This is a genomic window from Ensifer sp. 4252 (assembly GCF_050434565.1).
GTDB lineage: Bacteria > Pseudomonadota > Alphaproteobacteria > Rhizobiales > Rhizobiaceae > Ensifer.
Window position 1 is genome coordinate 505540 of sequence record NZ_JBNDIU010000001.1, and the last position, 20034, is coordinate 525573.

The window sequence follows — 20034 nt, forward strand, 5'->3', positions numbered from 1 at the left end:
AAAGTGCGCAGCGGTTTTGCGATAACGACATGCGCAAGAACAAGAGCTTAAAGCGCAGCCAGCGAATCCTGGAGATCGCGGCGCGCCTCTAGACGCCGATCGTTTTACTCCCCAGAATCAAAAAAGGCGCGCCTGCCGGGCGCACCTTTTCCATTCCTGCCTAGCCTTTACTCGGCCGGACTGACCTGCTCCGCCCGACGGGCACGGCTCTGCGCCAGCATGGCGCCGGAATAGATGACGAGGGCTCCCCAGATCAGCGCGAAAGCGATCAGCTTTGCCGTGCCGAAAGGCTCGTGGAAGACAAAGACGGCGATCAGGAAGATCATCGTCGGAGCGATGTACTGCATGATGCCGATGGTCGAGAGCCGCAGCAGCTTCGCGCCGTTGGCATAGATCATCAGCGGAATGGCGGTAACAATGCCGCAGGACATCAGCCAGAGCACATCGGCCATGCCGGTATCGCCGAAATGTCCCTGGCCGGTGGCCTCGAGCCAGATGATGTAGCCGATCGCCGGGATGCTGAGCAGCAGCACTTCTAGGAAGAAACCCTGGTTCGGACCAATCGGCAGCGTCTTGCGGAAAAAGGCATAGAAACCCCAGGAGAGGCAGAGCCCGATCGACACCCAGGGCAGACCGCCGGCATCGAAGGCAAGGACGCCAACGGCGGCAGCGGCCAGCGCGATCGCCACCATCTGCGCCGGGCTCGGCTTTTCCTTCAACAGCAGTGCGCCGAGGAAGATCGAAAACAGCGGATTGATGTAATAGCCGAGTGCCGTCTCGATCGCCCGGCCGGCACCGATCGCCCAGACATAGATGCCCCAATTGATGGTGATGAGCACGGCCGTGAGAGCCGCCATGCGCAACATGCGTGGTGAACGAAGGGCGACCTTGACGTCTTCCGTGCGCCCAAGCCAGACCAGCACGAGGCCCGCGAGCGGAACCGACCAGACAATGCGGTGCGCAACCACTTCCGGCGCCGGGATATGAGCGATCGCCTTCATGAAGAAAGGCAGAAATCCCCAAAGCAGATAGGCCGTGAGCGCAAAGGCAAAGCCTTTGGCGGAATCGGTGTTTTCTGCGGGTACTTTCGCGTTCGGCTCGGCCATGACATTTTTCCTGATGTATTCGCCGGAGGCTATCGGGGCAATGACGCCCGCTCCGGTCCTAGAGCGTTTCCGTTTTGGACGGAATCGCAGAAACGCTCTATCTCTTTGTTTTACGCATCTCCCGGCGGAAAACCGCTCCGCATTTTTCCTGGAAATGCTCTAGTCAAAGGCGCAGCCTTTTCGGCCGACGAACGCCTTCCATGAGGCGTCGTACTCCAATGACCATCAATGCACCAATTCATTTCCGTGAACGGATGGTGAATTTTGCTCATACTTTAGGCAGGACCGCTCCGGTCACGGGCGCGGCCTGACCTTTCTGCACGGCACGGCGCGCTATTCGGCGGCGATCAACCCGACATGATCGCGATTCTTCAGGAGCTTGAAAATGATGCTATCCATCAGCGCCTGGAACGAGGCATCGATAATGTTGTCGGAGACGCCCACTGTCCACCAGCGCGCGCCCGTGCCATCGGTCGACTCGATCAGAACGCGCGTGATCGCCTCGGTTCCGCCGTTGAGGATACGAACCTTGTAGTCCGCAAGCTCCAGGTCTTCGATCTCGGACTGGTACTTGCCGAGATCCTTGCGCAGCGCCAGATCGAGCGCATTGACCGGGCCGTGGCCCTCGGCAACGGACATCATGGTTTCGCCATCGACGATGACCCGGACGACCGCTTCCGACACGGTTTTCAGCTGGCCGTTGGCGTCGAAGCGGCGTTCGACCATCACCCGGAAGCTTTCGACGTGGAAGAAATCTGGCACCGTTCCGAGGATGCGGCTGGCCAGAAGCGCAAAACTCGCATCGGCGCCCTCATAGGCGTAGCCGGTCGCTTCACGCTCCTTGACGATCGCGATCAACTTGTCGAGCTTGGGATCGTCCTTGCCGACCACGATGCCGCGGCGCTTCAGCGCGTTGATGAAATTCGCCTTGCCGCCCTGGTCGGACACCATGACCTTGCGCAGATTGCCGACACTTTCGGGAGCGATGTGCTCATACGTGCGCGGATCCTTCAGAAGTGCCGAGGCGTGAATGCCGGCCTTGGTGGCAAAGGCCGAGGCACCGACATAGGGCGCCTGCATGTCGGGCGAGCGGTTCAAAAGCTCATCGAAGGCGTGCGAGAGCTTCGTCAACTCCTGCAGGCGGTCGGCATCGATCGCCGTTTCGAATCGGCTCGAATAGATATCCTTCAGCGCCAGAGTGGGGATCAGCGTCACCAGATTGGCATTGCCGCAGCGCTCGCCGATACCGTTCAGCGTTCCCTGTATCTGGCGGACGCCGGCCTCGACGGCGGCGAGCGAATTGGCAATCGCCTGGCCCGTGTCGTTATGGGCGTGGATGCCGAGATTGGCGCCGGGCACACCGGCGGCGATGACCGCCGAAACGATCTCGCGCACTTCGTGCGGCTGTGTGCCGCCATTGGTATCGCAAAGCACGATCCAGCGTGCGCCCGCTTCGAAGGCGGTTTTCGCACAGGCAAGCGCATAGGCGGGGTTGGCCTTGTAGCCGTCGAAGAAATGCTCGCAGTCGACCATAGCCTCGCGGCCGGCACCGACGACGGCTGCGACGGACGCCTGGATGTTGTCGAGGTTTTCCTCATTGGAACAGCCGAGCGCCACCGCCACGTGGTAATCCCAGCTTTTGGCCACGAGACAGATCGCGTCGGTCCTTGCTTCGAGCAGGGCCGCAAGGCCCGGGTCGTTCGAGGCGGAAACGCCGGCGCGCTTGGTCATGCCGAAGGCGACGAAGGATGCCTTCTTCGTGCGCTTGCGCTTGAAGAACTCCGTGTCGGTGGGATTGGCACCGGGATAACCGCCTTCGACATAGTCCATGCCGAAATCGTCGAGCAGCGTGGTAATCGCAATCTTGTCCTCGACGGAAAAGTCGATGCCGGGCGTCTGTTGCCCGTCCCGTAGCGTCGTGTCGAAGAGGTAGATGCGTTCCCTGGTCATGGCTCGTTTCCAATAATGCTCAGTCGTTATTCGGTCTTGCCTGCGAACTTGTCGGCGGCGCGGATCAGCCGGTCGAGAATACCCGGCTCGGAATAGGCATGCCCTGCCCCCTCGATCAGGTGGAACTCCGCCTCGGGCCAGGCCTTGTGCAATTGCCAGGCATATTTGGCCGGGCACGGCATGTCGTAGCGGCCCTGGACGATCACGCCGGGGATGCCGTGCAGACGATGGGCGTCCCGCAGCAACTGGCCATCCTCCATCCAGCCGGCATTGACGAAGAAGTGGTTCTCGATGCGGGCAAAGGCATCGGCGAATTCGTCCTCTTCGAACCGGCCGCTGGTCGACAGCTCCGGCAGCAGCGTAATCGTCTCGCCTTCCCAGATGCTCCAGCTTTTGGCCGCCGCAAGCCGCGTCGCCCGGTCATCGCTGGTCAGCCGCCGGTGATAGGCGTGCATCATCTCGTGGCGCTCATTCTCCGGGATCGGTGCGATGAAACGCTCCCATTTGTCCGGAAACATCTCGGAGACGCCGAACTGATAGTACCAGTCGAGTTCCGCTTTGGTCAGGGTATAGATGCCGCGAAGCACCAGCTCCGTGACCCGCTCCGGGTGTTTCTCCGCATAGGCAAGCGCAAGGGTCGACCCCCAGGACCCGCCGAACACCAGCCACTTCTCAGCCCCTGCCATCTCGCGCAGACGTTCGATATCGGCGACGAGGTGCCAGGTGGTGTTGGCTTCGATCTCCGCATGCGGCGTCGACTTGCCGCAACCGCGCTGGTCGAACAGCGTCACGTCGTAGAGGCTGGGGTCGAACAGCCGGCGATGGTTGGGCGAGATCGTGCCGCCCGGCCCGCCATGCAGGAACACCGCCGGCTTTGCGCCCGGTGTTCCCACCCGTTCCCAATAGACCGAATGACCGTCGCCGACGTCGAGGTGGCCCGACGCATAGGGTTCGATTTCCGGGGAGAGCGTACGCAATTCAGCAGTCATCATCAGTCTTTCATCGGTGGCCAGTGCACCGTATCGTAATCGGGATGCTGGCGGTTTGTTTCGAGCACGAGCAGATGCCGGGTGGCGGAAAGCTCGCTGCCGTCGTCGGTCTGCCTCTCGGGAAGTTTCGCAAGCCGCGAGAACCACACCATGCGCGATTCCACCCCCGACTGATAAACCGGCGGCAGATCGTCCGGATCGTCGAGCGAGCCGAGCACGATGTTGAGGAAGTCCTCATCCGGCATGTCATAGAAGAGCGGCGTTCCGCAATCATGGCAGAAGCCGCGGCGCACCAGATGGGACGAGCGGAACCAGGATGCTTGTCCGCGGGTAATGTCAAATTTGTCGCGCGCAATGTTGGCGAGCGGCATGAAATAATTGCCGGCCGCCTTCTGGCACATCCGACAGTGACAGATATGCGCATCCGCCAGCACGCCTTCGGCGCGGTAGCGGACCGCCCCGCATTGGCAGCCGCCGGTAAAGATGCGCGAAATCGTCATTTGAACGCTCCCGGTTCGTGCCATTGCTCGGTCTCGTGATCGGGGTGCTGGAAGGAAATGATGCTCTCCTGCCGGCTATAGAAATCCGGATCCGTCAGCGCCGGCTGGTCGAAGATGGTCTCGACCCAGGGAAGCCGCGAGGCATAATTAACCTGGATCTGCGGCGCCAGATCGCTGCGGTCGTCGAAGGTGCCGATGGCGATCTCGATGCCGCCGGGATGGCGGTAGATCATCGGCGTGCCGCATTTCGGGCAGAAACCGCGATCGATATTGACCGAAGATTGGAAATAGCTCGGTTCGTCGCGTGTCCACTCGACGCCATCCTTCGGCGCCGTCACCAGGGCCGAGAAGAAGGAGCCGAACTGCTTCTGGCACATGCGGCAATGGCAGATCGACGGACGGCCGAGCTGTCCCCGAATGCGGAAACGCACCGCACCGCATTGGCACCCGCCTGTTCGAACAGTCTCCGTCATCTTTTGTCCTCCGGGGGCCAGGTTTCGGTGTCGTGATCAGGATGCTGGTAGGAAACGAGGTCGGCAAGGAACGCAACAGCGTCGGCATCGGCCAGCGTCTCCTCGCCCGGAAGCGAGTGCACCTTGTCGACATAGGGCAGCTTAGCCTCGATGCCCCACTGGATCGTCGGAACAATCCCCTGAGGCTCATCGAAGGCGGCGATCGCCAATGCCATGCCATCGGGCGCCTCATAGGTCAGCGGCGTGCCGCAGTCGCCGCAAAAGCCACGCCAGCCGAGGTTGGACGACTGGAAACATTTGCGCTCGCCGCGCGTCCAGGTGACGGTGGCTTTACGCACGGACACCAGCGGTAAATAGAAGTTTCCGCTCGCCTTCTGGCACATGCGGCAATGGCAGACGGAAGCATCACCGAGCACGCCCTCGACGCGGAAGCGCACGGCACCGCATTGGCAGCCGCCGGTATGATATGGTCTGTTGTCGAGGCTCATCGCAACGCCTCCTCAGGCCGCGCATGACAGACTGCCTCGATATTGTTGCCGTCGGGATCGAAGACGAAGGCGGCATAATAATCCGGGTGGTAGTGCGGGCGCAGTCCCGGCCTGCCATTGTCGCGGCCGCCGGCAGACAGGGCCGCGTCGTAGAAGGCATCGACTTCGCTGCGGCTGCGAGCGGTGAAAGCATAGTGCCGCCCCGGGCCCGCGACGGCCTCATGCAGCCAGAAGACCGGACGTTCACGACCGTAGCCGCCGACCTTGACACCGCCGGTATGTTCGGCCGGCACTATCATCAGGAAGGATGCTCCAAGCGGGGCGAATGCGCTGTCGTAGAACGACTTCGCCCTGTCGAAATCCGCAACCGAGATGCTAGTATGATCGATCATTGCACGAACTCCTCCTTCATCCGCCTTTCCTCATGCCGCCAGGCTGCGACCGCCGTCCCCTGCCCGGAGACCATCGGCTTCCAGGGGCAATAGGGGACGGCAGGCCGCCTTCACCGCTTCACTTCCCAGGTCGTCACACGTTCGCCGGTCGCCGGATCCTTGCCGTCCTTCAACTGGATGCCCTGGGCGAGCAGATCGTCACGGATCCTGTCGGCCGCAGCGAAGTCCCTGGCCTTCAGCAATTCGAGACGTGCGCGCACGCGGCCATCGACCTCGTGCACGACGGCCTCGTCGAGTTCGACTGCCTGCGGCACGATGCCGAGCAGCGATGCGCTTGCGGCAAAGTTTCCCCTCAGGCTCGGATCGCTGGCAGTTTTTTGAGCCAGCGCATGCAGCGCCTGAACGGCGGCCACTGTGTTCAAGTCGTCGGACAGTGCCGCGACGATGGCCGGATCGACCTCGCCCTTGGCATCGCCCGGCACCGGCCATTTCGACAGCAGATGCTCGGCCTCCTCGAGGCGCTTGATCGAGAAATCGATCGGCTCGCGATAGTGGGTCATCAGCATCGCAAGGCGCAGCACGTCGCCCGGCCATTTCCGACCGCCGAACTTTTCGGTGTGCAGCAGCTCGTAGATGGTGACGAAGTTGCCTTCGGACTTCGACATCTTGCGGCCTTCGACCTGCAGGAAGCCGTTGTGCATCCAGACATTCGCCATCACGTCCGTGCCATGGGCGCAACGCGACTGGGCAATCTCGTTCTCGTGGTGCGGGAAGATGAGATCGAGCCCGCCGCCGTGAATATCGAAGACTTCGCCCAGATAACGCCCGCTCATGGCCGAGCACTCGATGTGCCAGCCCGGACGGCCCCTGCCCCACGGGCTGTGCCAGCCCGGTTCGTTGTCGGCCGAGAGTTTCCAGAGCACGAAATCGCCCGGGTGTTTCTTGTGCGCCTCGACGGCGACGCGGGCGCCGGCCTGCTGTTCGTCGAGATTGCGCTTGGAAAGCTGCCCGTAGTCCGGCATCGATTTGGTATCGAACAGCACCTCGCCACCTGCCTTGTAGGCATGGCCCTTGGCAATCAGCTTGTCGATGATGTCAATCATCTGAGGAATGTTGTCGGTCGCGCGCGGCTGGATGTCAGGGTCAAGGCAGCCGAGCGACTTGGCGTCTTCGAGGAACTGCGTCTCGGTCTTCTCGGTCACATGCCGGATCGCCTCGTTCAACGGCAGGCCGGGATAATCGCGCAAGGCCCGCGCGTTGATCTTGTCGTCGACGTCGGTGATGTTGCGAACATAGGTGACCTTCTGCGGGCCATAGACATGGCGCAGCAGCCGGAACAGGATATCGAAGACGATGACCGGACGCGCATTGCCGATATGGGCGTAATCATAGACGGTCGGGCCGCAGACATACATGCGGACGTTGTCGGGATCGATCGGCCGGAAATCGACCTTCTCCCGCGTCAGCGTGTTGTACAGCTTAAGTGTCGGCACTCCGCCCATTCCAAATCTCCAATACGCATGCGACCGTCAGAAATACGGCGCCCGGGAGGCCCGCGCGTTTGTCATCTTGGATTTCGGGAGACGAAAACGGCCAGGCCAGCGAAGCGCTAGCGAATAATCTTCCGGCAGATAATGCAGGTAACCGTTTTCATGGCCACACTTATCGCGCTTCGCATGGCGCCGGTCAAGTGGCCAGCGGCATGCGAAGCACAGCCAACTATTCAAGCGGAGGCATCGTCATGGATTTGTCATGATTTGGCTTATCTGGGATCGCCACGCGGGAAAGAGATTCGTCGTGCAGCTTGGCCCTGCACCGCGATTCCTGTCTCCGGAGAAATGAGGAGGAGCGTCGTTGTCGCCTAAGCAAGCGAGAGCGAGGAGTTTCCGGTCCAGGGAAAGCATCGAGGAGTGCATGCACGTGCAGACTGCCAAGACCACCGATATCGCCAAGACTTCCGCCGATCTGGTTCAACAGTACCGTCCGCTCGGCCTCAAGGCCGTGCTGGCCGCTGCCCTGCAGGTGAAGGCAAAGCCCGCCGCCAAGCTTAAGAAGCAGCCGGCGTAACGCCCGACAGATCAGAACAGGGACATCTGCCCGTCGTCGGGCCTGTCCCCGTTCTTGTCGTCCTTCGCGGGCGCTTTCGGCGCCAACTGCGGGATGACCGCCTCCTGAATATCGGCCCCCGCATTGGCCACCTTGTTGACCTTGTCGGATACGGGGATCGCTTCGAAAAAGTCCTCCGAAGCCGGCACCATCAGATCGAGGACGTCGCGCGGCTCCTGCGTCTTGCAGTCCAGCCAGCGGGCGAAATCTTCCGGCTGGATCACGACCGGCATGCGGTCGTGAATGGGGGCGATGGCCGGATTGGCGCTGGTCGTTAAGACTGCGGCAGTGTCGACTTCGGAGCCGTCGGCGGAAGACCAAGTCTCCATCAGGCCGGCAAAGGCGACGATGCCGCCCTTGCGTGGACGGATCCAGTAGGCCTGCGAAGCCTCGCCGCTGCCCTTTGCCGGGCGATGCCATTCATAGAAGCCCGATGCCGGGACCAGCACGCGCCGGTGCCGCATCGCGGCGCGAAACGACGCCTTTTCGATTGCCGTCTCGGCGCGGGCATTGATCAGCAGCGGAAAATCCCTGGGGTCCTTGACCCAGCCGGGCGTGAACCCCCAGCGGACGAGAAGGGCCCTGCGCTCCGGCAGGTTGCTTCCCGGCCCAGCTCGGTCTGCGGCGACCACGACGATGATCGGCTGCGTCGGCGCAATATTGAAGCGCGCCGGAAAGTCATCGCTTTCCAGCAAGCCGAACAGCTCCATCAGTTCTTCAGCCGTCGCCGTCAGCGCAAAACGTCCGCACATGACATGGATGTGGCACTTCACGTAGGATGGGTCAACGATACCGATCGAAATTGATTCCATCATGCCGAAACTGCCCGAACTCGCCTCCTCCGTCATTCTCGAACGCGATGGCCGCTACCTCTTGGTGCGACGCGCCAATCCGCCGTCGGCCGACATGTACGCCTTTCCGGGCGGCCGGGCCGAGCCGGGTGAGACCCCAGAGCAGACGGCCCTTCGCGAACTGCAGGAAGAGACAGGCATCCACGCCCACACCCCCGTGCTGTTCGAAACCTACGATCTGCCGGGCAAGGAATCGGAAGGACGGCATTTCTTCCTCTCCGTCTTCCGGGCACAGTCGAACCCGACGGCTGTCGCCGTTGCCGGCGACGACGCGGCGGGCCTCGGCTGGTTCACGCCGGACGAGATCTTTGCGCTTCCCATTCCCGACAGCGTTCGCGAATGCGTGGAAAAACTGGCGGCCCACAGTGCGACAAACGCAAAGTCGGGCGGACGCCTTGAAACAGCCGCCGATTCGGACTTGATGGGATGATGACATTCGGCCCGACCATCATCCGCCTGAGCGTGACAACAGTGCTGCTCGCCACGGCGACGGCCGCGGCGGCGCAGAAAACTGCGGCACCGCCGCAGGACAAGACGCAGGAACAAGCGCCCGCCCCCGCTGTCGTCGAGGAGAAGCCGACGCCATACGACCAACGACTGATTCGCCTCGCCGAGGTTCTCGGATCGGTTCACTATCTGCGCAATCTCTGCGTCAAGGAGCCCGAAGATGTCTGGCGGCGCTCGATGCAGGAGCTGATCGACAAGGAAACGGCCAACGAAGAAAAAAGGCGCGAGCGGATGACCGCCGCCTTCAACCGGGGGTATCGCACCTTCGCCTCAGTCTACACGACCTGCACGCAGCCGGCGATCGTCGCGGAACAGCGATATCGTGCCGAAGGAGCAACACTTGCGTCAGAAATCGTCGCTCGCTTTGGAAATTAGCAATAAATTAACCTCTTTTCTCACGACCCCGTGTCGTTTCGGGAAAAGGCTGCTAAGTTCGTTAAGAGAGTGGTAAGAAGTGACAACCGGGTCACAGTCGTTCAGTTGAGGTTCAGCCAGACGACGTTAAAGTGAGCCACTTGCAGCAATGGAAGTCGCATGGAACGAATGATGGAACCAAGCCTGACCGACATCGATGACATGATCGTCCACGAGAAAATGCAGGCAGCGCTGGAACACCAGAGCGAGGCCTGGGCGGACGGCATGGCTGATGGCATCGAGCCAGAAATCATCGCCGATGCGGCCATCGCTCTAGCCATGCGGGAAACCGTTCGGCTTCATGGTGAAGAAGGTGCGGAAGCGATGCTCAATTCGCTTCGCGAGCGCATGCTCGCCGGTGAATTTTCGCCCCAACGCTCGCTTCAGTAACATCAGGACTGCCCTTATGAGCCGGAACCATGCCAACCGGACCTCTCCGGTTCGCCTTGTTACGCTGCTTCTGGCCGGTGTCGCGCTGAGCGTTCCGGTTACGACGTCGCCCGCATTCGCGCTCAGCGAGTTGCAGGACGAACCCAAAGCAGTCGCGAGCGACCAGAACACCACCCCTCCGCCAGCCGAACCTGTGGATGACGAACCGGATCAGGAAGAAAAGCTCCCGCTCGAAATCCCGATGCCGGACCCGCTGATCAAAAAGACGGTGACGATCACGAAGGAAGATCAGGCCGCCGAAGAGCCGAAGACGGTCGAGCCGGTCGAAGTCCTGAGCGACGTTTCCAAGATACCGGCGCCCGTGGCGCGCATGCGCGAACTGATCGTCGAGGCCGCCGCCTCCGGCGATATCGAGCGGCTGCGACCGCTGCTCGGCAAGGGCCCAACCCAAACCCAGGTCACCGGCGTCAACGCCGACGAAGATCCAATCGCGATCCTGAAAAGCCTGTCGGGCGACCAGGACGGCGTTGAGATCCTGGCGATCCTGCTCGACGTGCTTTCGACCGGCTTCGTCCAGGTCGAGAAGGGTACGCCGCAGGAAGCCTATGTCTGGCCCTATTTCGCCGAAAAGCCGCTGGCTTCGCTGACCGCGCCGGAAAAAGTCGATCTCTTCCGGCTGGTGACGGCGGGCGATTTTGCCGACATGGAAGAATTCGGCAGCTACAACTTCTACCGTGTCGGCATCATGCCCGACGGGAAGTGGAAATTTTTTATCGCCGGCGACTAGAGCGCTCCGTCTTTAAACAGGAGCATTCTGCCGGAAGGAATTTCGGCCAGGACCAAGGCGGCTGGCGAAGAGCGCAGCAGAAGCTGCGGTCAAGACGGCCGCCGCCGGTAATGGCCGAAATTCATCCGGCCCTTCGGGTTGGCTGAAAACGGCCGCCCACTGTGTCGGATGGCTTGCCCGATGGATCCGCATCGCTCCGCGCCATCCTTCGTGTGGAACGGCCGTTTTGAGCCAACAGAATCGCTTCCGCTTAAAGATGAAGCGCTCTAAGCGCCGGCGACACGCTTGCCGTTCATCCCTGAACATCCTACCTGTTCGGCAATGTGAATAGGATTCGAGCCATGCCCAGAGTTCGCCTCGACGACCGCGCGATCGTCTCCGTTTCCGGCAAGGATGCGGAAGATCTTCTCCAGGGGTTGATCACCACCGATCTCGATGCCCTCGCCCCTGATGAGGCGAGACCCGGAGCGCTGCTGACGCCGCAAGGCAAGATCCTGTTCGATTTCATGATTTCTCGCGACGGCGACGCCTTAAGGCTGGAAACCACTGCCGATCAGGCCGAAGCGCTTCTGAAGCGGCTGACGATGTACAAGCTGCGCTCGGCAGTGACCCTTTCACTGGACACATCGACGCCCACTGTCATCGCCTTTAATGAGCCGCAGGCGAGCGGTTACCGCGATCACCGCTTCGAGAAGGCCGGCGCCGCGGTGTTTCGCTCCTATGGGGAAGCTGAGACGGATGCGGCGTCCGCCGCCGACCTCGACCAACTCCGGATCGTCTCCGGCATTGCCGATTCCGGCCCTGATTATGCGCTGCAGGATGCCTTCCCGCACGATGTACTAATGGACAAGAACGACGCTCTCTCCTTCCGCAAGGGCTGCTATGTCGGCCAGGAAGTGGTTTCGCGCATGCAACACCGCGGCACACCGCGCCGTCGCGTGGTGATTGTCGCCGGCGCATCGGCGCTGCCGCCGAGCGGCACGGCGATAACAGCTGATGGCAAGCCGATCGGCACGCTCGGTACGGTGCACGGCACATCGGCCCTGGCGATCGTGCGCATCGACAAGGCCGGCGAAGCGATGGCCAATGGCGTCAACCTGCTCGCCGGCGGCGTGACTGTGACGTTGACCCTGCCGGCATGGACGGGGCTTGCCTTCCCAACCACCGCCGACGAGGCAAGCGCGTGACGTCGGCGCGCGCCTGGCAGCGCATGCTTTCCGGCCGGCGGCTCGACCTGCTCGACCCATCGCCGCTCGATGTCGAGATCAGCGACATCGCCCACGGCCTTGCCCGCGTTGCCCGTTGGAACGGCCAGACGGCCGGCGACCACGCCTTCTCCGTCGCCCAGCACAGCCTCATCGTCGAGGATATCTTTCGCCGCAGCTACAAGTGCAACGCCGACGACTGCCTGTTCGCACTCCTGCACGACGCGCCGGAATATGTGATCGGTGACATGATCTCTCCCTTCAAGGCCGTGGTCGGCGGCGGCTACAAGCTGGTCGAGAAGCGGCTGGAAAGCGCCATCCATTTGCGCTTCGGCCTGCCTGCCCATTGCTCGAAGGAGCTGAAGGACCGGATCAAGAAAGCAGACCATGTTGCCGCCTATTACGAGGCGACTGCGCTTGCCGGCTTCTCGACGGAGGAAGCCCGCAAGTTCTTCGGGCAGCCGCGCGGCATCACCCGCGACAGCCTGCTGATCGACCCCTTGCCGGCCATCGAGGCCCAACGCCTGTTTACCGAACGTTTCGCCACGCTCGAGACGGAACGCGCCGCTGCGAAGGTGGATGCCTGAGATGTCCCGGATAGTCGTGTCGCCGCTTGCCCGCATCGCCGAGATGGCCGCACGCCACGGCTGCACCGAAATGCTGAGCCTTGTTGCCAAGGGCCAGGACTTTCACCGTCCGGCCGTCATCGCCAAGGCACGCCACCTGACGCTCGGGATGAACGATATCAGCTTTGCCGGTACCGGCGGGCTCATCGCCCCGCAGGAAGAGCATGTGCAGCAGATCGTCGCCTTCGCCAAAGGCTGGGACCGCACACGCCCGATGCTCGTTCATTGCTGGATGGGCGTTTCGAGATCACCGGCTGCCGCCCTCATCGCTGCACTTGCGGTGGAGCCCGAGCAGGACGACCGGGAGCTGGTCGAGCGGCTGAGGCTGGCCTCGCCCTATGCGACTCCGAACACCCGGCTTGTCGAAATCGGCGACGCTGTCTTGTCGCGCAGCGGGCGGCTGGTCGCTGCCGTACGCTCGATCGGCCGCGGTGCCGACACGGACGGCAATGTTCCGTTCGTGCTGCCGCTTGTTGCCGAGGGAGCCAATGTTGGTGACTGAGATGCAGGCAGTCACTGTCGAAATCGGTCTCAACGCGGCCATCGTTGCCGTCGTCAACCGCAGCCCGCGCATCCTGGCCGTCAACGAGGCGGATGGCGACGCGAGGGACAGCCTGCCCTTCGGCCCCTTCGACCCTGCGCTTCACCGCACCTTCGAGACCAGCCTGCGTGACCGCGTGGAAAAACGCACGGCGCTCAAGCTCGGCTATATCGAGCAGCTCTACACCTTTGGCGACCGCGGGCGTCAGCGGCTGCCGGGCGAAGAAGGCAAGCACATGGTCTCGGTCGGCTATCTCGCCTTGACGCAAACCGATACCGAAAACACGGAGCGGCTGGCCGAGGCGGGCGCGCACTGGCGCGACTGGTACGGTTACCTGCCGTGGGAGGATTGGCGGCAGGGCCGCCCTGCCATCCTCGACCAAGTGATTTTGCCCGCACTCTCTCGGTGGGAGCTTGGCACGTCGGACGACGAGCGCATGGCGCCAAATGCGCAGCGACGCGCACGCATCCGGCTTGCCTTCGGCCTCGACGACTTCCCCTGGGACGAAGAACGGGTGCTGGAGCGTTACGAGTTGCTCTACGAGGCAGGCCTCGTGCGCGAGGCGGTGATCGACGGCCGCAGCCGGGAGCAGGACAACCCTGCTGCCGGGCAGGCCATGCGCCATGATCACCGCCGCATCGTCGCCACCGCAATTGCCCGCCTGCGCGGCAAGATCAAATATCGGCCGGTCATTTTCGAACTGATGCCGCCCGAATTCACCCTCACCGATCTGCAGGCAACCGTGGAGGCCATTTCCGGCCGCCACCTGCACAAACAGAATTTTCGACGCCTGGTCGAAGGCGCGGAACTGGTCGAGCCAACCGGCATGACGCTGGCATCGACCGGCGGAAGGCCGGCCGCACTCTTCCGCTTCCGTCGCCAGATCCTCGACGAGCGGCCCGCGCCCGGCCTGAAGGTGGGCGGCCGCTCATCCTCCGCATAAAACGCTTCAGCGGAAGCGATCGGGGCGTTATGCTGGCGATCAATTGGCTGGCGCGGTTTAAAGTGCGGGTTCACGCCTAACATTTCGACGCCTACGCGCTACATTGCTTCAAGTGGATAGCGTGCGGGCTATGTTCCGGCCAGGGTGAAAGAGAGTCATAGAAAAGCTATAACTCCTTGTTTTCACGCATTTCCCGGAGGAAGAACGCTCCGCACTTTTGCTGGAAATGGTTCGAAGGAAGAACACATGCTGCTTGCGCTTGCGCTGCTCACCAGCCTGCTGACCGAACAGCCTCTCGTGCCGAACCCGCAGGGGAACAAGGCGATTCCCGACTATTTCAAAAACAGCCCGACTGGCGGCGGCCAGCCCGGGGTGACGATCTGCAACCTCAATGGCCAGGATAGGCGAGGACAGTTCAAGATCTGTCGCTATGACTGCGGCACGGAGATCACCATCGACCAGCGTGTCGTCTGCCCCTTCATTCAGCAACGCTAACGCTGGTTTCGGTTGCGCGGGCGGTCACTGGACAATGCCTTAAACCGAAATCAGTTCATGGATTTGCGCAGGGCGCTTCAAGCTTTGCCGCGGAACTTTAGCGTTTGATCGCAACGTCCAACCCGATATCGAGCGTCGGCGCAGCCATGGTGATCTTGGAGGTCGAGATATAGTCGACGCCGGTCTCGGCGATGGCGCGGACCGTGTCGATCTTGACGTTGCCGGAGGCTTCGAGGCGCGTGCGCCGCGGGTCGGCGGCGTAGGCGTCGGCGCCAAGCTGCCAATGGGCGGCATTGACTGCCACGGCTTCGCGCAGGCCCTCCGGGCCCATGTTGTCGAGCAGGATGACGTCGGGCGAGGCGGTCAGCGCCTCGCGCATCTGGTCGAGACCATCGACCTCGATCTCTATCTTGACCAGATGGCCGCAATAGGCGCGCGCTGCGCGCACGGCGCCGGCAACGCCGCCGGAGACGGCGATGTGGTTGTCCTTGATCAGCACGGCGTCATCGAGACCGTAGCGATGGTTAGAGCCACCGCCGAGACGCACGGCGTATTTCTCCAGCGCGCGCAGGCCGGGAATCGTCTTGCGCGTACAGCAGACCTTCGCGCGCGTATGGGCGATCTCGTCGGCAAATTTCGCGGTGTAGGTGGCAATGCCCGAAAGATGCATAAGAAAATTCAGGCCGACGCGCTCGGCCGACAGAAGCCCACGGGCGCGGCCGGAGATACGAGCAATCGCCGCTCCCGGTGCCACGCGGTCGCCGTCCGAAACCAAGGCCTCGAAGACGATGGACGGATCGACGAGGCGAAAAGCCGTGCGCGCCAGCTCGAGCCCGGCGATCACCCCGGGATCGCGGGCGTTCATGCCGGCCGTTGCCGTCAACGCCGGCCCGATCGTCGACAAGGTGGTAATGTCACCGGCGCGACCGAGATCTTCGAGCAAGGCGGCGCGGACCTGATCCTCGACCATGAGGGCGGGCAGTTCGGGACGGAGGGCTGCAGTCATCTGGTCGCTATTCCTGTCATTATTCGCAAATTACTACCGCGTGCGCGTCGTCATGCTCAGACCGTTTCGGTTTCCGCGACTTCGGCCGCCAGGCGGTTCGCCTCGGCAAGCGTCAGGTACGTGCGGCGGCGCCATTCCGGCTGCTCCGACGGGCAATCGGCACGGTAATGGCCGCCTCGGCTCTCGGTGCGGCGAAGGGCGCCGACTGCGATCAGCTTGGCGGTGGTGATGATGTTGGTGAAGCGCATACGCGCATTGTCGCGCTCAAGCGACGAGATCTCGCGGATCGCCCGCAACAGGCTCTCGCGCGTCCTGACGACGCCGACGCAATCGCTCATCAGACCGCGCAGGACCGTGAGCTGCGGGCTGTCTTCGACCGTGACCGGGTCGTCGTTTTCGCCGGCATTGTCGCCCCATTGGGTGAGCTGCGGCGTCGGCAGGGTACCCTTGATGTTCTCAGCGATGCGGGCGGCAAAGACCACCGCTTCAAGCAGCGAATTGGAAGCAAGGCGATTGGCGCCGTGCACGCCGGTCGACGTCACTTCGCCTGCCGCCCAAAGACCGTCGATTGAGGTGCGACCTTCGGCATCCGTCAGAACGCCGCCCATGTGATAATGCACCGCCGGCACGACCGGGATCGGCTGCGTCACCGGATCGATGCCGGCACCGATGCAGGAGGCGTAGACCGTCGGGAACATGTCCGGGAAATGCTTGCCGACCGCCTTGGTGCAATCGAGAAACGCGCCGCGCCCGGCCTGGACCTCGGCGAAGACGCCGCGCGAGACGATGTCTCGCGGGGCAAGCTCGCCGTCCGGGTGAATGTCGAGCATGAAGCGGTGCCCAGCCGAGTTGATGAGCTGAGCGCCGTCGCCGCGCAACGCCTCGGTCGCAAGCGGCGCCGGGTCCTTGCCGATGTTGATGGCGGTCGGATGAAACTGCACGAATTCCGGATCTGCAATGATCGCCCCTGTCCGCGCCGCCATGCCGAGGCCCTGGCCGCAAGCTTCCCAGGGGTTGGTCGTCACCGCATAGAGGTGGCCGATGCCACCGGAGCACAGAACCACGGCCCGAGCCGGGAACGAAACACGCTTCTTCGACTGGCCGGCATCCGGCCGAGCGATGACGCCCGAAATGAAGCGGCCTTCGCGCACCAACTCTTCGACCACATAGCCTTCGATGACGCGGATTGACGGGGTGTTGCGCACAGCCGTGATCAGCGCTTCCATGATCGCCTTGCCGGCCATGTCGCCCTTGACGCGCACGATGCGGCGTTCCGAATGGGCGGCCTCGCGCGACAGGATCAACTTGCCTTCGAGATCGCGGTCGAAGGGAACGCCATATTCCAAGAGGTCGTGAATGCGCGCCGGGCCTTCGGCCACCATCATGCGCGTCATCTTCTCGTCGACGATGCCGGCCCCGGCCGTCAAGGTGTCGGCGACGTGTTTCTCGAAGGTGTCGCCGGCGCTCATCGCCGCCGCGATGCCGCCTTGCGCCCAGGCCGACGAAGCACCGTGGCCGATCGGTGCGGCGGCGAGAATGGTCACCGGTCGGGGGCTGAGCTTCAGCGCACAGAAGAGGCCTGCAAGGCCCCCGCCGACGATGACGATATCGTCAATCCCGTTGAAGGATTGCGGACGAAAATGATCTCTCAGCATGGTGCGGCTCTCCTCCAGCGCATGCTTGTATGCCGGGCCTTTCGCCCGGCAGGTGTTATTGCTTGAGGTTGACCATGCGTTCGACTGCAAGGCGGGCCCGATCGGCGATCGCCGGATCGACCAGAACCTCTTCCGTCATGGTGAGCAGGCTGTCGAGGATCTTCGGCAGCGTGATACGCTTCATGTGCGGACAGAGGTTGCAGGGCTTGATGAACTCGACACCCTCGATCTCGGCCTGGATGTTCGATGCCATCGAGCATTCAGTGACGAGCAGCACCTTCGAGGGGCGGTTGTCTTTGACGTAATTGATCATGCCCGACGTCGAGCCGGAGAAATCGCAAACCGCGATTACATCCGGATGGCACTCAGGATGGCCGATGATCTCGATACCCGGATTGGCTTCCTTGTAGGCGAGCAGTTCGGCGGCGGTGAAGCGCTCGTGCACTTCGCAATGGCCCTTCCAGGTCAGGATCTTCTTGTTGGTCTGGCGCGCGACGTTCATGGCCAGATATTCGTCCGGGATGCACAGGACCGTGTCCGATGCGAAGCTCTCAACGACCGCAAGCACGTTAGAGGAGGTGCAGCAGATGTCGGTTTCGGCCTTCACGTCGGCAGAGGTGTTGACATAGGTGACGACGGGAACGCCGGGGTAGCGCTGTTTCAGCAGCCGCACGTCCGCACCGGTGATCGATTCCGACAGCGAGCAGCCGGCCTTGCCGTCCGGGATCAGCACCGTCTTTTCCGGGCTCAACAGCTTGGAGGTCTCAGCCATGAAGTGAACGCCGCACTGGATGATGATCTCGGCATCGACCTTGCTGGCATCGCGGGCAAGCTGCAGCGAGTCGCCGACGATATCGGCGACACAATGGAAGATGTCCGGCGTCTGGTAGTTATGCGCGAGGATGACGGCGTTGCGCTCCTTCTTCAGCCGATTGATGGCATGAACATAGGGCGCATAGACCGGCCACTCGATCGCCGGAATGAAGTCCTTGACCTTTTCGTAGAGGTGCTCCGTCTCGCGCGCGACTGCGGGCGTAAAGGCAAGCTCGGGTCTTTCGATGATGCCGAAACGCTGGGCGGCGCTTACGAAAACCGGGGTCGCCACGGCCTGCGTGTGGGAATCAAGGCGCGTCATCGAGATCTCCTCTCCGCCCCTCTCTCGGGCGGCTCTTCAATTATGCTCAACTTGAGCATAATTGAACCAAAACAAAAGCGGCAAAGCCGCATGGGTTGATTTAGAAAGTTTTGTGACAGATTTCAAGAACGGAACGTCGCATTTCGCGACGTCCCGTTCATAGATTTCGTCAGGCCATGGCCGGTCGGGGGACGGCCTTCTCCTCGATTGGCCAGTGAACGACGGCCGCAAACAGGCCGAGTGCCACGCCGAGCCACCACACCGGATCATAGGAACCGAAGCGGTCGTAGAGGTAGCCACCCATCCACACGCCGAGGAACGAACCCACCTGGTGCGAGAGAAAGACGATACCGCGGAGCAGGCCGAGATGGCGTGTGCCGAACATGATGACAACGAGGGCGTTTGTCGGCGGCACGGTCGAAAGCCACAGCAGGCCCATAACGATCGCAAAGATAATGACCGAGGCCGGTGATTGCGGCAGCAGCAGGAATGCGGTGACGGCCACGGACCGGGCAATGTAGATCCAGGCCAGGAAATAGGGCTTGGAATAATGCTGGCCGATGAAGCCGGCCGACAGCGAGCCGATGATGTTGAAGAACCCGATCAGCGCCAGCGCGATCACCGCATATCGGGCGTCGATGCCGATGTCGCCGATATAGGCGGGGAAATGCGCGGTGATGAAGGCCACCTGATAGCCGCAGACGAAGAAGCCCGAGACCAGCAGGAGATAGCTCTTGTGTCCCAGCGCCTCCTTCATCGCCTCGCCGATCGACTGCTTGTACTGCGCTTCGGATTGGATGCCGGAGGACGAGTTGCCACGCAACGGAATGGCAAAGAGCGGCACGAGCAGCATCAGGATGCCCAGATAGACAAGGCTGTCGGACCAGCCATAGGCGGAGATCAGCCCCTGGCTGAGAGGCGCGAACAGGAACATGCCGGCAGACCCTGCCGCCGTGCAGATACCGAAGGCCATGGAGCGCTGATGCGGCGTGACGTTACGGGCGAATGCGGAGAGCAGAATGCCGAACGAGCCGGAGCCCACGGCCATGCCGATCAACACACCACCACCGATATGCAGCCAGATCGGCGCATCGGCATGGGCCATGATGATGAGGCCCGAGGCGTAGAGGAGACCGGACATGGTCAGCACGCGCCAGGTGCCGAACTTGTCTGCGATCGCGCCGAAGAACGGCTGACTCACGCCCCAGCAGAGATTTTGCAGCGCCATCGCCAGACCGAAGGTCGTGCGGTCCCAGCCGGTATCGGCAAGCATCGGCAGCTGAAAGAAGCCCATTGCCGAGCGCGGACCAAAAGTGAGCATGGCAACGATCGAGCCTGCCGCAATGATCAACCAAGGCATTTCCCGGCGGGCGCTCGACGGTGCGGCTGCACCGGATACAACGGACATGGATCTTCTCCAATTGAGGTGCGGCGATCCTACGCGGCAGCTAAAACAGATAAAAGCCAATTAAATT

At 62.2% G+C, this 20034-nt stretch carries 23 protein-coding genes; 10 read left to right on the plus strand and 13 right to left on the minus strand.

The annotated features are described in order from the left end of the window. Positions 1 to 167: 167 nt before the first annotated feature. From rarD to cysS, 8 genes are all read right to left on the minus strand, one after another. Positions 168 to 1106, minus strand: coding sequence for an EamA family transporter RarD (gene rarD / locus ABIE33_RS02485; protein ID WP_429120955.1), 939 nt, complete (start codon positions 1104 to 1106; stop codon positions 168 to 170). 333 nt (positions 1107 to 1439) lie between these two features. Further along, positions 1440 to 3056, minus strand: a complete 1617-nt coding sequence (gene cimA / locus ABIE33_RS02490) for a citramalate synthase (RefSeq protein WP_429120958.1) — start codon at positions 3054 to 3056, stop codon at positions 1440 to 1442. 26 nt (positions 3057 to 3082) lie between these two features. Next, a complete protein-coding gene (pip, locus tag ABIE33_RS02495) occupies positions 3083 to 4045 on the minus strand; it encodes a prolyl aminopeptidase (RefSeq protein WP_429123043.1) in 963 nt (320 codons plus the stop codon). Between the two features lie 2 nt (positions 4046 to 4047). Then, on the minus strand, positions 4048 to 4545 hold the full coding sequence (locus ABIE33_RS02500; protein ID WP_429120960.1) for a GFA family protein: 498 nt from the start codon (positions 4543 to 4545) through the stop codon (positions 4048 to 4050). After that, positions 4542 to 5018, minus strand: coding sequence for a GFA family protein (locus tag ABIE33_RS02505; RefSeq protein ID WP_429120962.1), 477 nt, complete (start codon positions 5016 to 5018; stop codon positions 4542 to 4544). The genes ABIE33_RS02500 and ABIE33_RS02505 overlap by 4 nt, the downstream gene beginning before the upstream one ends. Beyond that, the gene (locus ABIE33_RS02510) at positions 5015 to 5506 is read right to left on the minus strand and encodes a GFA family protein (protein ID WP_429120965.1); all 492 of its coding nucleotides are present in this window, start codon (positions 5504 to 5506) and stop codon (positions 5015 to 5017) included. The genes ABIE33_RS02505 and ABIE33_RS02510 overlap by 4 nt, the downstream gene beginning before the upstream one ends. After that, positions 5503 to 5898: a VOC family protein gene (locus tag ABIE33_RS02515; protein ID WP_429120968.1), complete on the minus strand. Its 396-nt coding sequence runs from the start codon at positions 5896 to 5898 to the stop codon at positions 5503 to 5505. The genes ABIE33_RS02510 and ABIE33_RS02515 overlap by 4 nt, the downstream gene beginning before the upstream one ends. Before the next feature lie 110 nt (positions 5899 to 6008). Then, positions 6009 to 7400, minus strand: a complete 1392-nt coding sequence (gene cysS, locus ABIE33_RS02520; RefSeq protein ID WP_429120971.1) for a cysteine--tRNA ligase — start codon at positions 7398 to 7400, stop codon at positions 6009 to 6011. 418 nt (positions 7401 to 7818) lie between these two features. On the opposite strand from cysS, the gene ABIE33_RS02525 reads away from it, so the two are divergent. Further along, the gene (locus ABIE33_RS02525) at positions 7819 to 7965 is read left to right on the plus strand and encodes a hypothetical protein (protein WP_429120974.1); all 147 of its coding nucleotides are present in this window, start codon (positions 7819 to 7821) and stop codon (positions 7963 to 7965) included. Between the two features lie 11 nt (positions 7966 to 7976). Here ABIE33_RS02525 and ABIE33_RS02530 read toward each other — a convergent pair whose 3' ends face one another. Further along, positions 7977 to 8756 (minus strand): SOS response-associated peptidase, encoded by a 780-nt coding sequence (locus tag ABIE33_RS02530; protein WP_429123046.1) that lies wholly within the window; start codon positions 8754 to 8756, stop codon positions 7977 to 7979. A 58-nt stretch (positions 8757 to 8814) separates the two neighbouring features. On the opposite strand from ABIE33_RS02530, the gene ABIE33_RS02535 reads away from it, so the two are divergent. The 9 genes from ABIE33_RS02535 (at position 8815) to ABIE33_RS02575 (ending at position 14763) form a co-directional block, all read left to right on the plus strand. Then, positions 8815 to 9285 carry an NUDIX hydrolase gene (locus tag ABIE33_RS02535; RefSeq protein WP_429123049.1) on the plus strand — a complete coding sequence of 157 codons (471 nt, stop codon included), beginning with the start codon at positions 8815 to 8817 and terminating at the stop codon, positions 9283 to 9285. Then, complete coding sequence (locus tag ABIE33_RS02540) at positions 9285 to 9737, plus strand: TIGR02301 family protein (protein ID WP_429123053.1); 453 nt, start codon at positions 9285 to 9287, stop codon at positions 9735 to 9737. The genes ABIE33_RS02535 and ABIE33_RS02540 overlap by 1 nt, the downstream gene beginning before the upstream one ends. 159 nt (positions 9738 to 9896) lie before the next feature. After that, positions 9897 to 10166 (plus strand): hypothetical protein, encoded by a 270-nt coding sequence (locus ABIE33_RS02545; RefSeq protein WP_429120977.1) that lies wholly within the window; start codon positions 9897 to 9899, stop codon positions 10164 to 10166. 16 nt (positions 10167 to 10182) lie between these two features. Then, entirely contained in the window at positions 10183 to 10953 is a 771-nt protein-coding gene (locus ABIE33_RS02550; RefSeq protein ID WP_429120979.1) for a hypothetical protein, read from the plus strand. A gap of 341 nt (positions 10954 to 11294) precedes the next feature. After that, positions 11295 to 12140: a YgfZ/GcvT domain-containing protein gene (locus tag ABIE33_RS02555; RefSeq protein WP_429120982.1), complete on the plus strand. Its 846-nt coding sequence runs from the start codon at positions 11295 to 11297 to the stop codon at positions 12138 to 12140. Continuing rightward, entirely contained in the window at positions 12137 to 12745 is a 609-nt protein-coding gene (locus ABIE33_RS02560) for a YfbR-like 5'-deoxynucleotidase (RefSeq protein ID WP_429120985.1), read from the plus strand. The genes ABIE33_RS02555 and ABIE33_RS02560 overlap by 4 nt, the downstream gene beginning before the upstream one ends. Position 12746: 1 nt before the next feature. After that, positions 12747 to 13286, plus strand: a complete 540-nt coding sequence (locus ABIE33_RS02565; RefSeq protein ID WP_429120988.1) for a tyrosine phosphatase family protein — start codon at positions 12747 to 12749, stop codon at positions 13284 to 13286. Beyond that, a complete protein-coding gene (locus ABIE33_RS02570) occupies positions 13273 to 14268 on the plus strand; it encodes an NUDIX hydrolase (protein ID WP_429120991.1) in 996 nt (331 codons plus the stop codon). Before ABIE33_RS02565 ends, ABIE33_RS02570 begins: the two co-directional genes overlap by 14 nt. Positions 14269 to 14514: 246 nt before the next feature. After that, on the plus strand, positions 14515 to 14763 hold the full coding sequence (locus ABIE33_RS02575; protein WP_429120994.1) for a hypothetical protein: 249 nt from the start codon (positions 14515 to 14517) through the stop codon (positions 14761 to 14763). Between the two features lie 97 nt (positions 14764 to 14860). Here the strand turns inward: ABIE33_RS02575 and nadC are convergent, their stop codons facing one another. The 4 genes from nadC to ABIE33_RS02595 form a co-directional block, all read right to left on the minus strand. Then, positions 14861 to 15769, minus strand: coding sequence for a carboxylating nicotinate-nucleotide diphosphorylase (gene nadC / locus ABIE33_RS02580; RefSeq protein WP_429120997.1), 909 nt, complete (start codon positions 15767 to 15769; stop codon positions 14861 to 14863). Positions 15770 to 15825: 56 nt separating this feature from the next. Continuing rightward, the gene (locus ABIE33_RS02585) at positions 15826 to 17424 is read right to left on the minus strand and encodes an L-aspartate oxidase (protein WP_429121000.1); all 1599 of its coding nucleotides are present in this window, start codon (positions 17422 to 17424) and stop codon (positions 15826 to 15828) included. Between the two features lie 55 nt (positions 17425 to 17479). Then, on the minus strand, positions 17480 to 18559 hold the full coding sequence (nadA, locus tag ABIE33_RS02590) for a quinolinate synthase NadA (RefSeq protein WP_429121004.1): 1080 nt from the start codon (positions 18557 to 18559) through the stop codon (positions 17480 to 17482). A 169-nt stretch (positions 18560 to 18728) separates the two neighbouring features. Continuing rightward, positions 18729 to 19967, minus strand: a complete 1239-nt coding sequence (locus ABIE33_RS02595; protein ID WP_429121006.1) for an MFS transporter — start codon at positions 19965 to 19967, stop codon at positions 18729 to 18731. Positions 19968 to 20034 lie beyond the last annotated feature (67 nt).

Bases quoted from the DNA above. Each gene is read 5' to 3' on its own strand.
- nadC (WP_429120997.1), bottom strand. From the start codon at position 15,769: ATGACTGCAGCCCTCCGTCCCGAACTGCCCGCCCTCATGGTCGAGGAT.
- ABIE33_RS02510 (WP_429120965.1), bottom strand. From the start codon at position 5,506: ATGAGCCTCGACAACAGACCATATCATACCGGCGGCTGCCAATGCGGT.
- ABIE33_RS02550 (WP_429120979.1), top strand. From the start codon at position 10,183: ATGAGCCGGAACCATGCCAACCGGACCTCTCCGGTTCGCCTTGTTACG.
- ABIE33_RS02565 (WP_429120988.1), top strand. From the start codon at position 12,747: ATGTCCCGGATAGTCGTGTCGCCGCTTGCCCGCATCGCCGAGATGGCC.
- ABIE33_RS02530 (WP_429123046.1), bottom strand. From the start codon at position 8,756: ATGTGCGGACGTTTTGCGCTGACGGCGACGGCTGAAGAACTGATGGAG.
- ABIE33_RS02595 (WP_429121006.1), bottom strand. From the start codon at position 19,967: ATGTCCGTTGTATCCGGTGCAGCCGCACCGTCGAGCGCCCGCCGGGAA.
- cimA (WP_429120958.1), bottom strand. From the start codon at position 3,056: ATGACCAGGGAACGCATCTACCTCTTCGACACGACGCTACGGGACGGG.
- ABIE33_RS02505 (WP_429120962.1), bottom strand. From the start codon at position 5,018: ATGACGGAGACTGTTCGAACAGGCGGGTGCCAATGCGGTGCGGTGCGT.
- ABIE33_RS02500 (WP_429120960.1), bottom strand. From the start codon at position 4,545: ATGACGATTTCGCGCATCTTTACCGGCGGCTGCCAATGCGGGGCGGTC.
- ABIE33_RS02545 (WP_429120977.1), top strand. From the start codon at position 9,897: ATGGAACGAATGATGGAACCAAGCCTGACCGACATCGATGACATGATC.
- ABIE33_RS02515 (WP_429120968.1), bottom strand. From the start codon at position 5,898: ATGATCGATCATACTAGCATCTCGGTTGCGGATTTCGACAGGGCGAAG.
- ABIE33_RS02570 (WP_429120991.1), top strand. From the start codon at position 13,273: ATGTTGGTGACTGAGATGCAGGCAGTCACTGTCGAAATCGGTCTCAAC.
- nadA (WP_429121004.1), bottom strand. From the start codon at position 18,559: ATGACGCGCCTTGATTCCCACACGCAGGCCGTGGCGACCCCGGTTTTC.
- pip (WP_429123043.1), bottom strand. From the start codon at position 4,045: ATGACTGCTGAATTGCGTACGCTCTCCCCGGAAATCGAACCCTATGCG.
- ABIE33_RS02555 (WP_429120982.1), top strand. From the start codon at position 11,295: ATGCCCAGAGTTCGCCTCGACGACCGCGCGATCGTCTCCGTTTCCGGC.
- ABIE33_RS02585 (WP_429121000.1), bottom strand. From the start codon at position 17,424: ATGCTGAGAGATCATTTTCGTCCGCAATCCTTCAACGGGATTGACGAT.
- rarD (WP_429120955.1), bottom strand. From the start codon at position 1,106: ATGGCCGAGCCGAACGCGAAAGTACCCGCAGAAAACACCGATTCCGCC.
- ABIE33_RS02540 (WP_429123053.1), top strand. From the start codon at position 9,285: ATGACATTCGGCCCGACCATCATCCGCCTGAGCGTGACAACAGTGCTG.
- cysS (WP_429120971.1), bottom strand. From the start codon at position 7,400: ATGGGCGGAGTGCCGACACTTAAGCTGTACAACACGCTGACGCGGGAG.
- ABIE33_RS02575 (WP_429120994.1), top strand. From the start codon at position 14,515: ATGCTGCTTGCGCTTGCGCTGCTCACCAGCCTGCTGACCGAACAGCCT.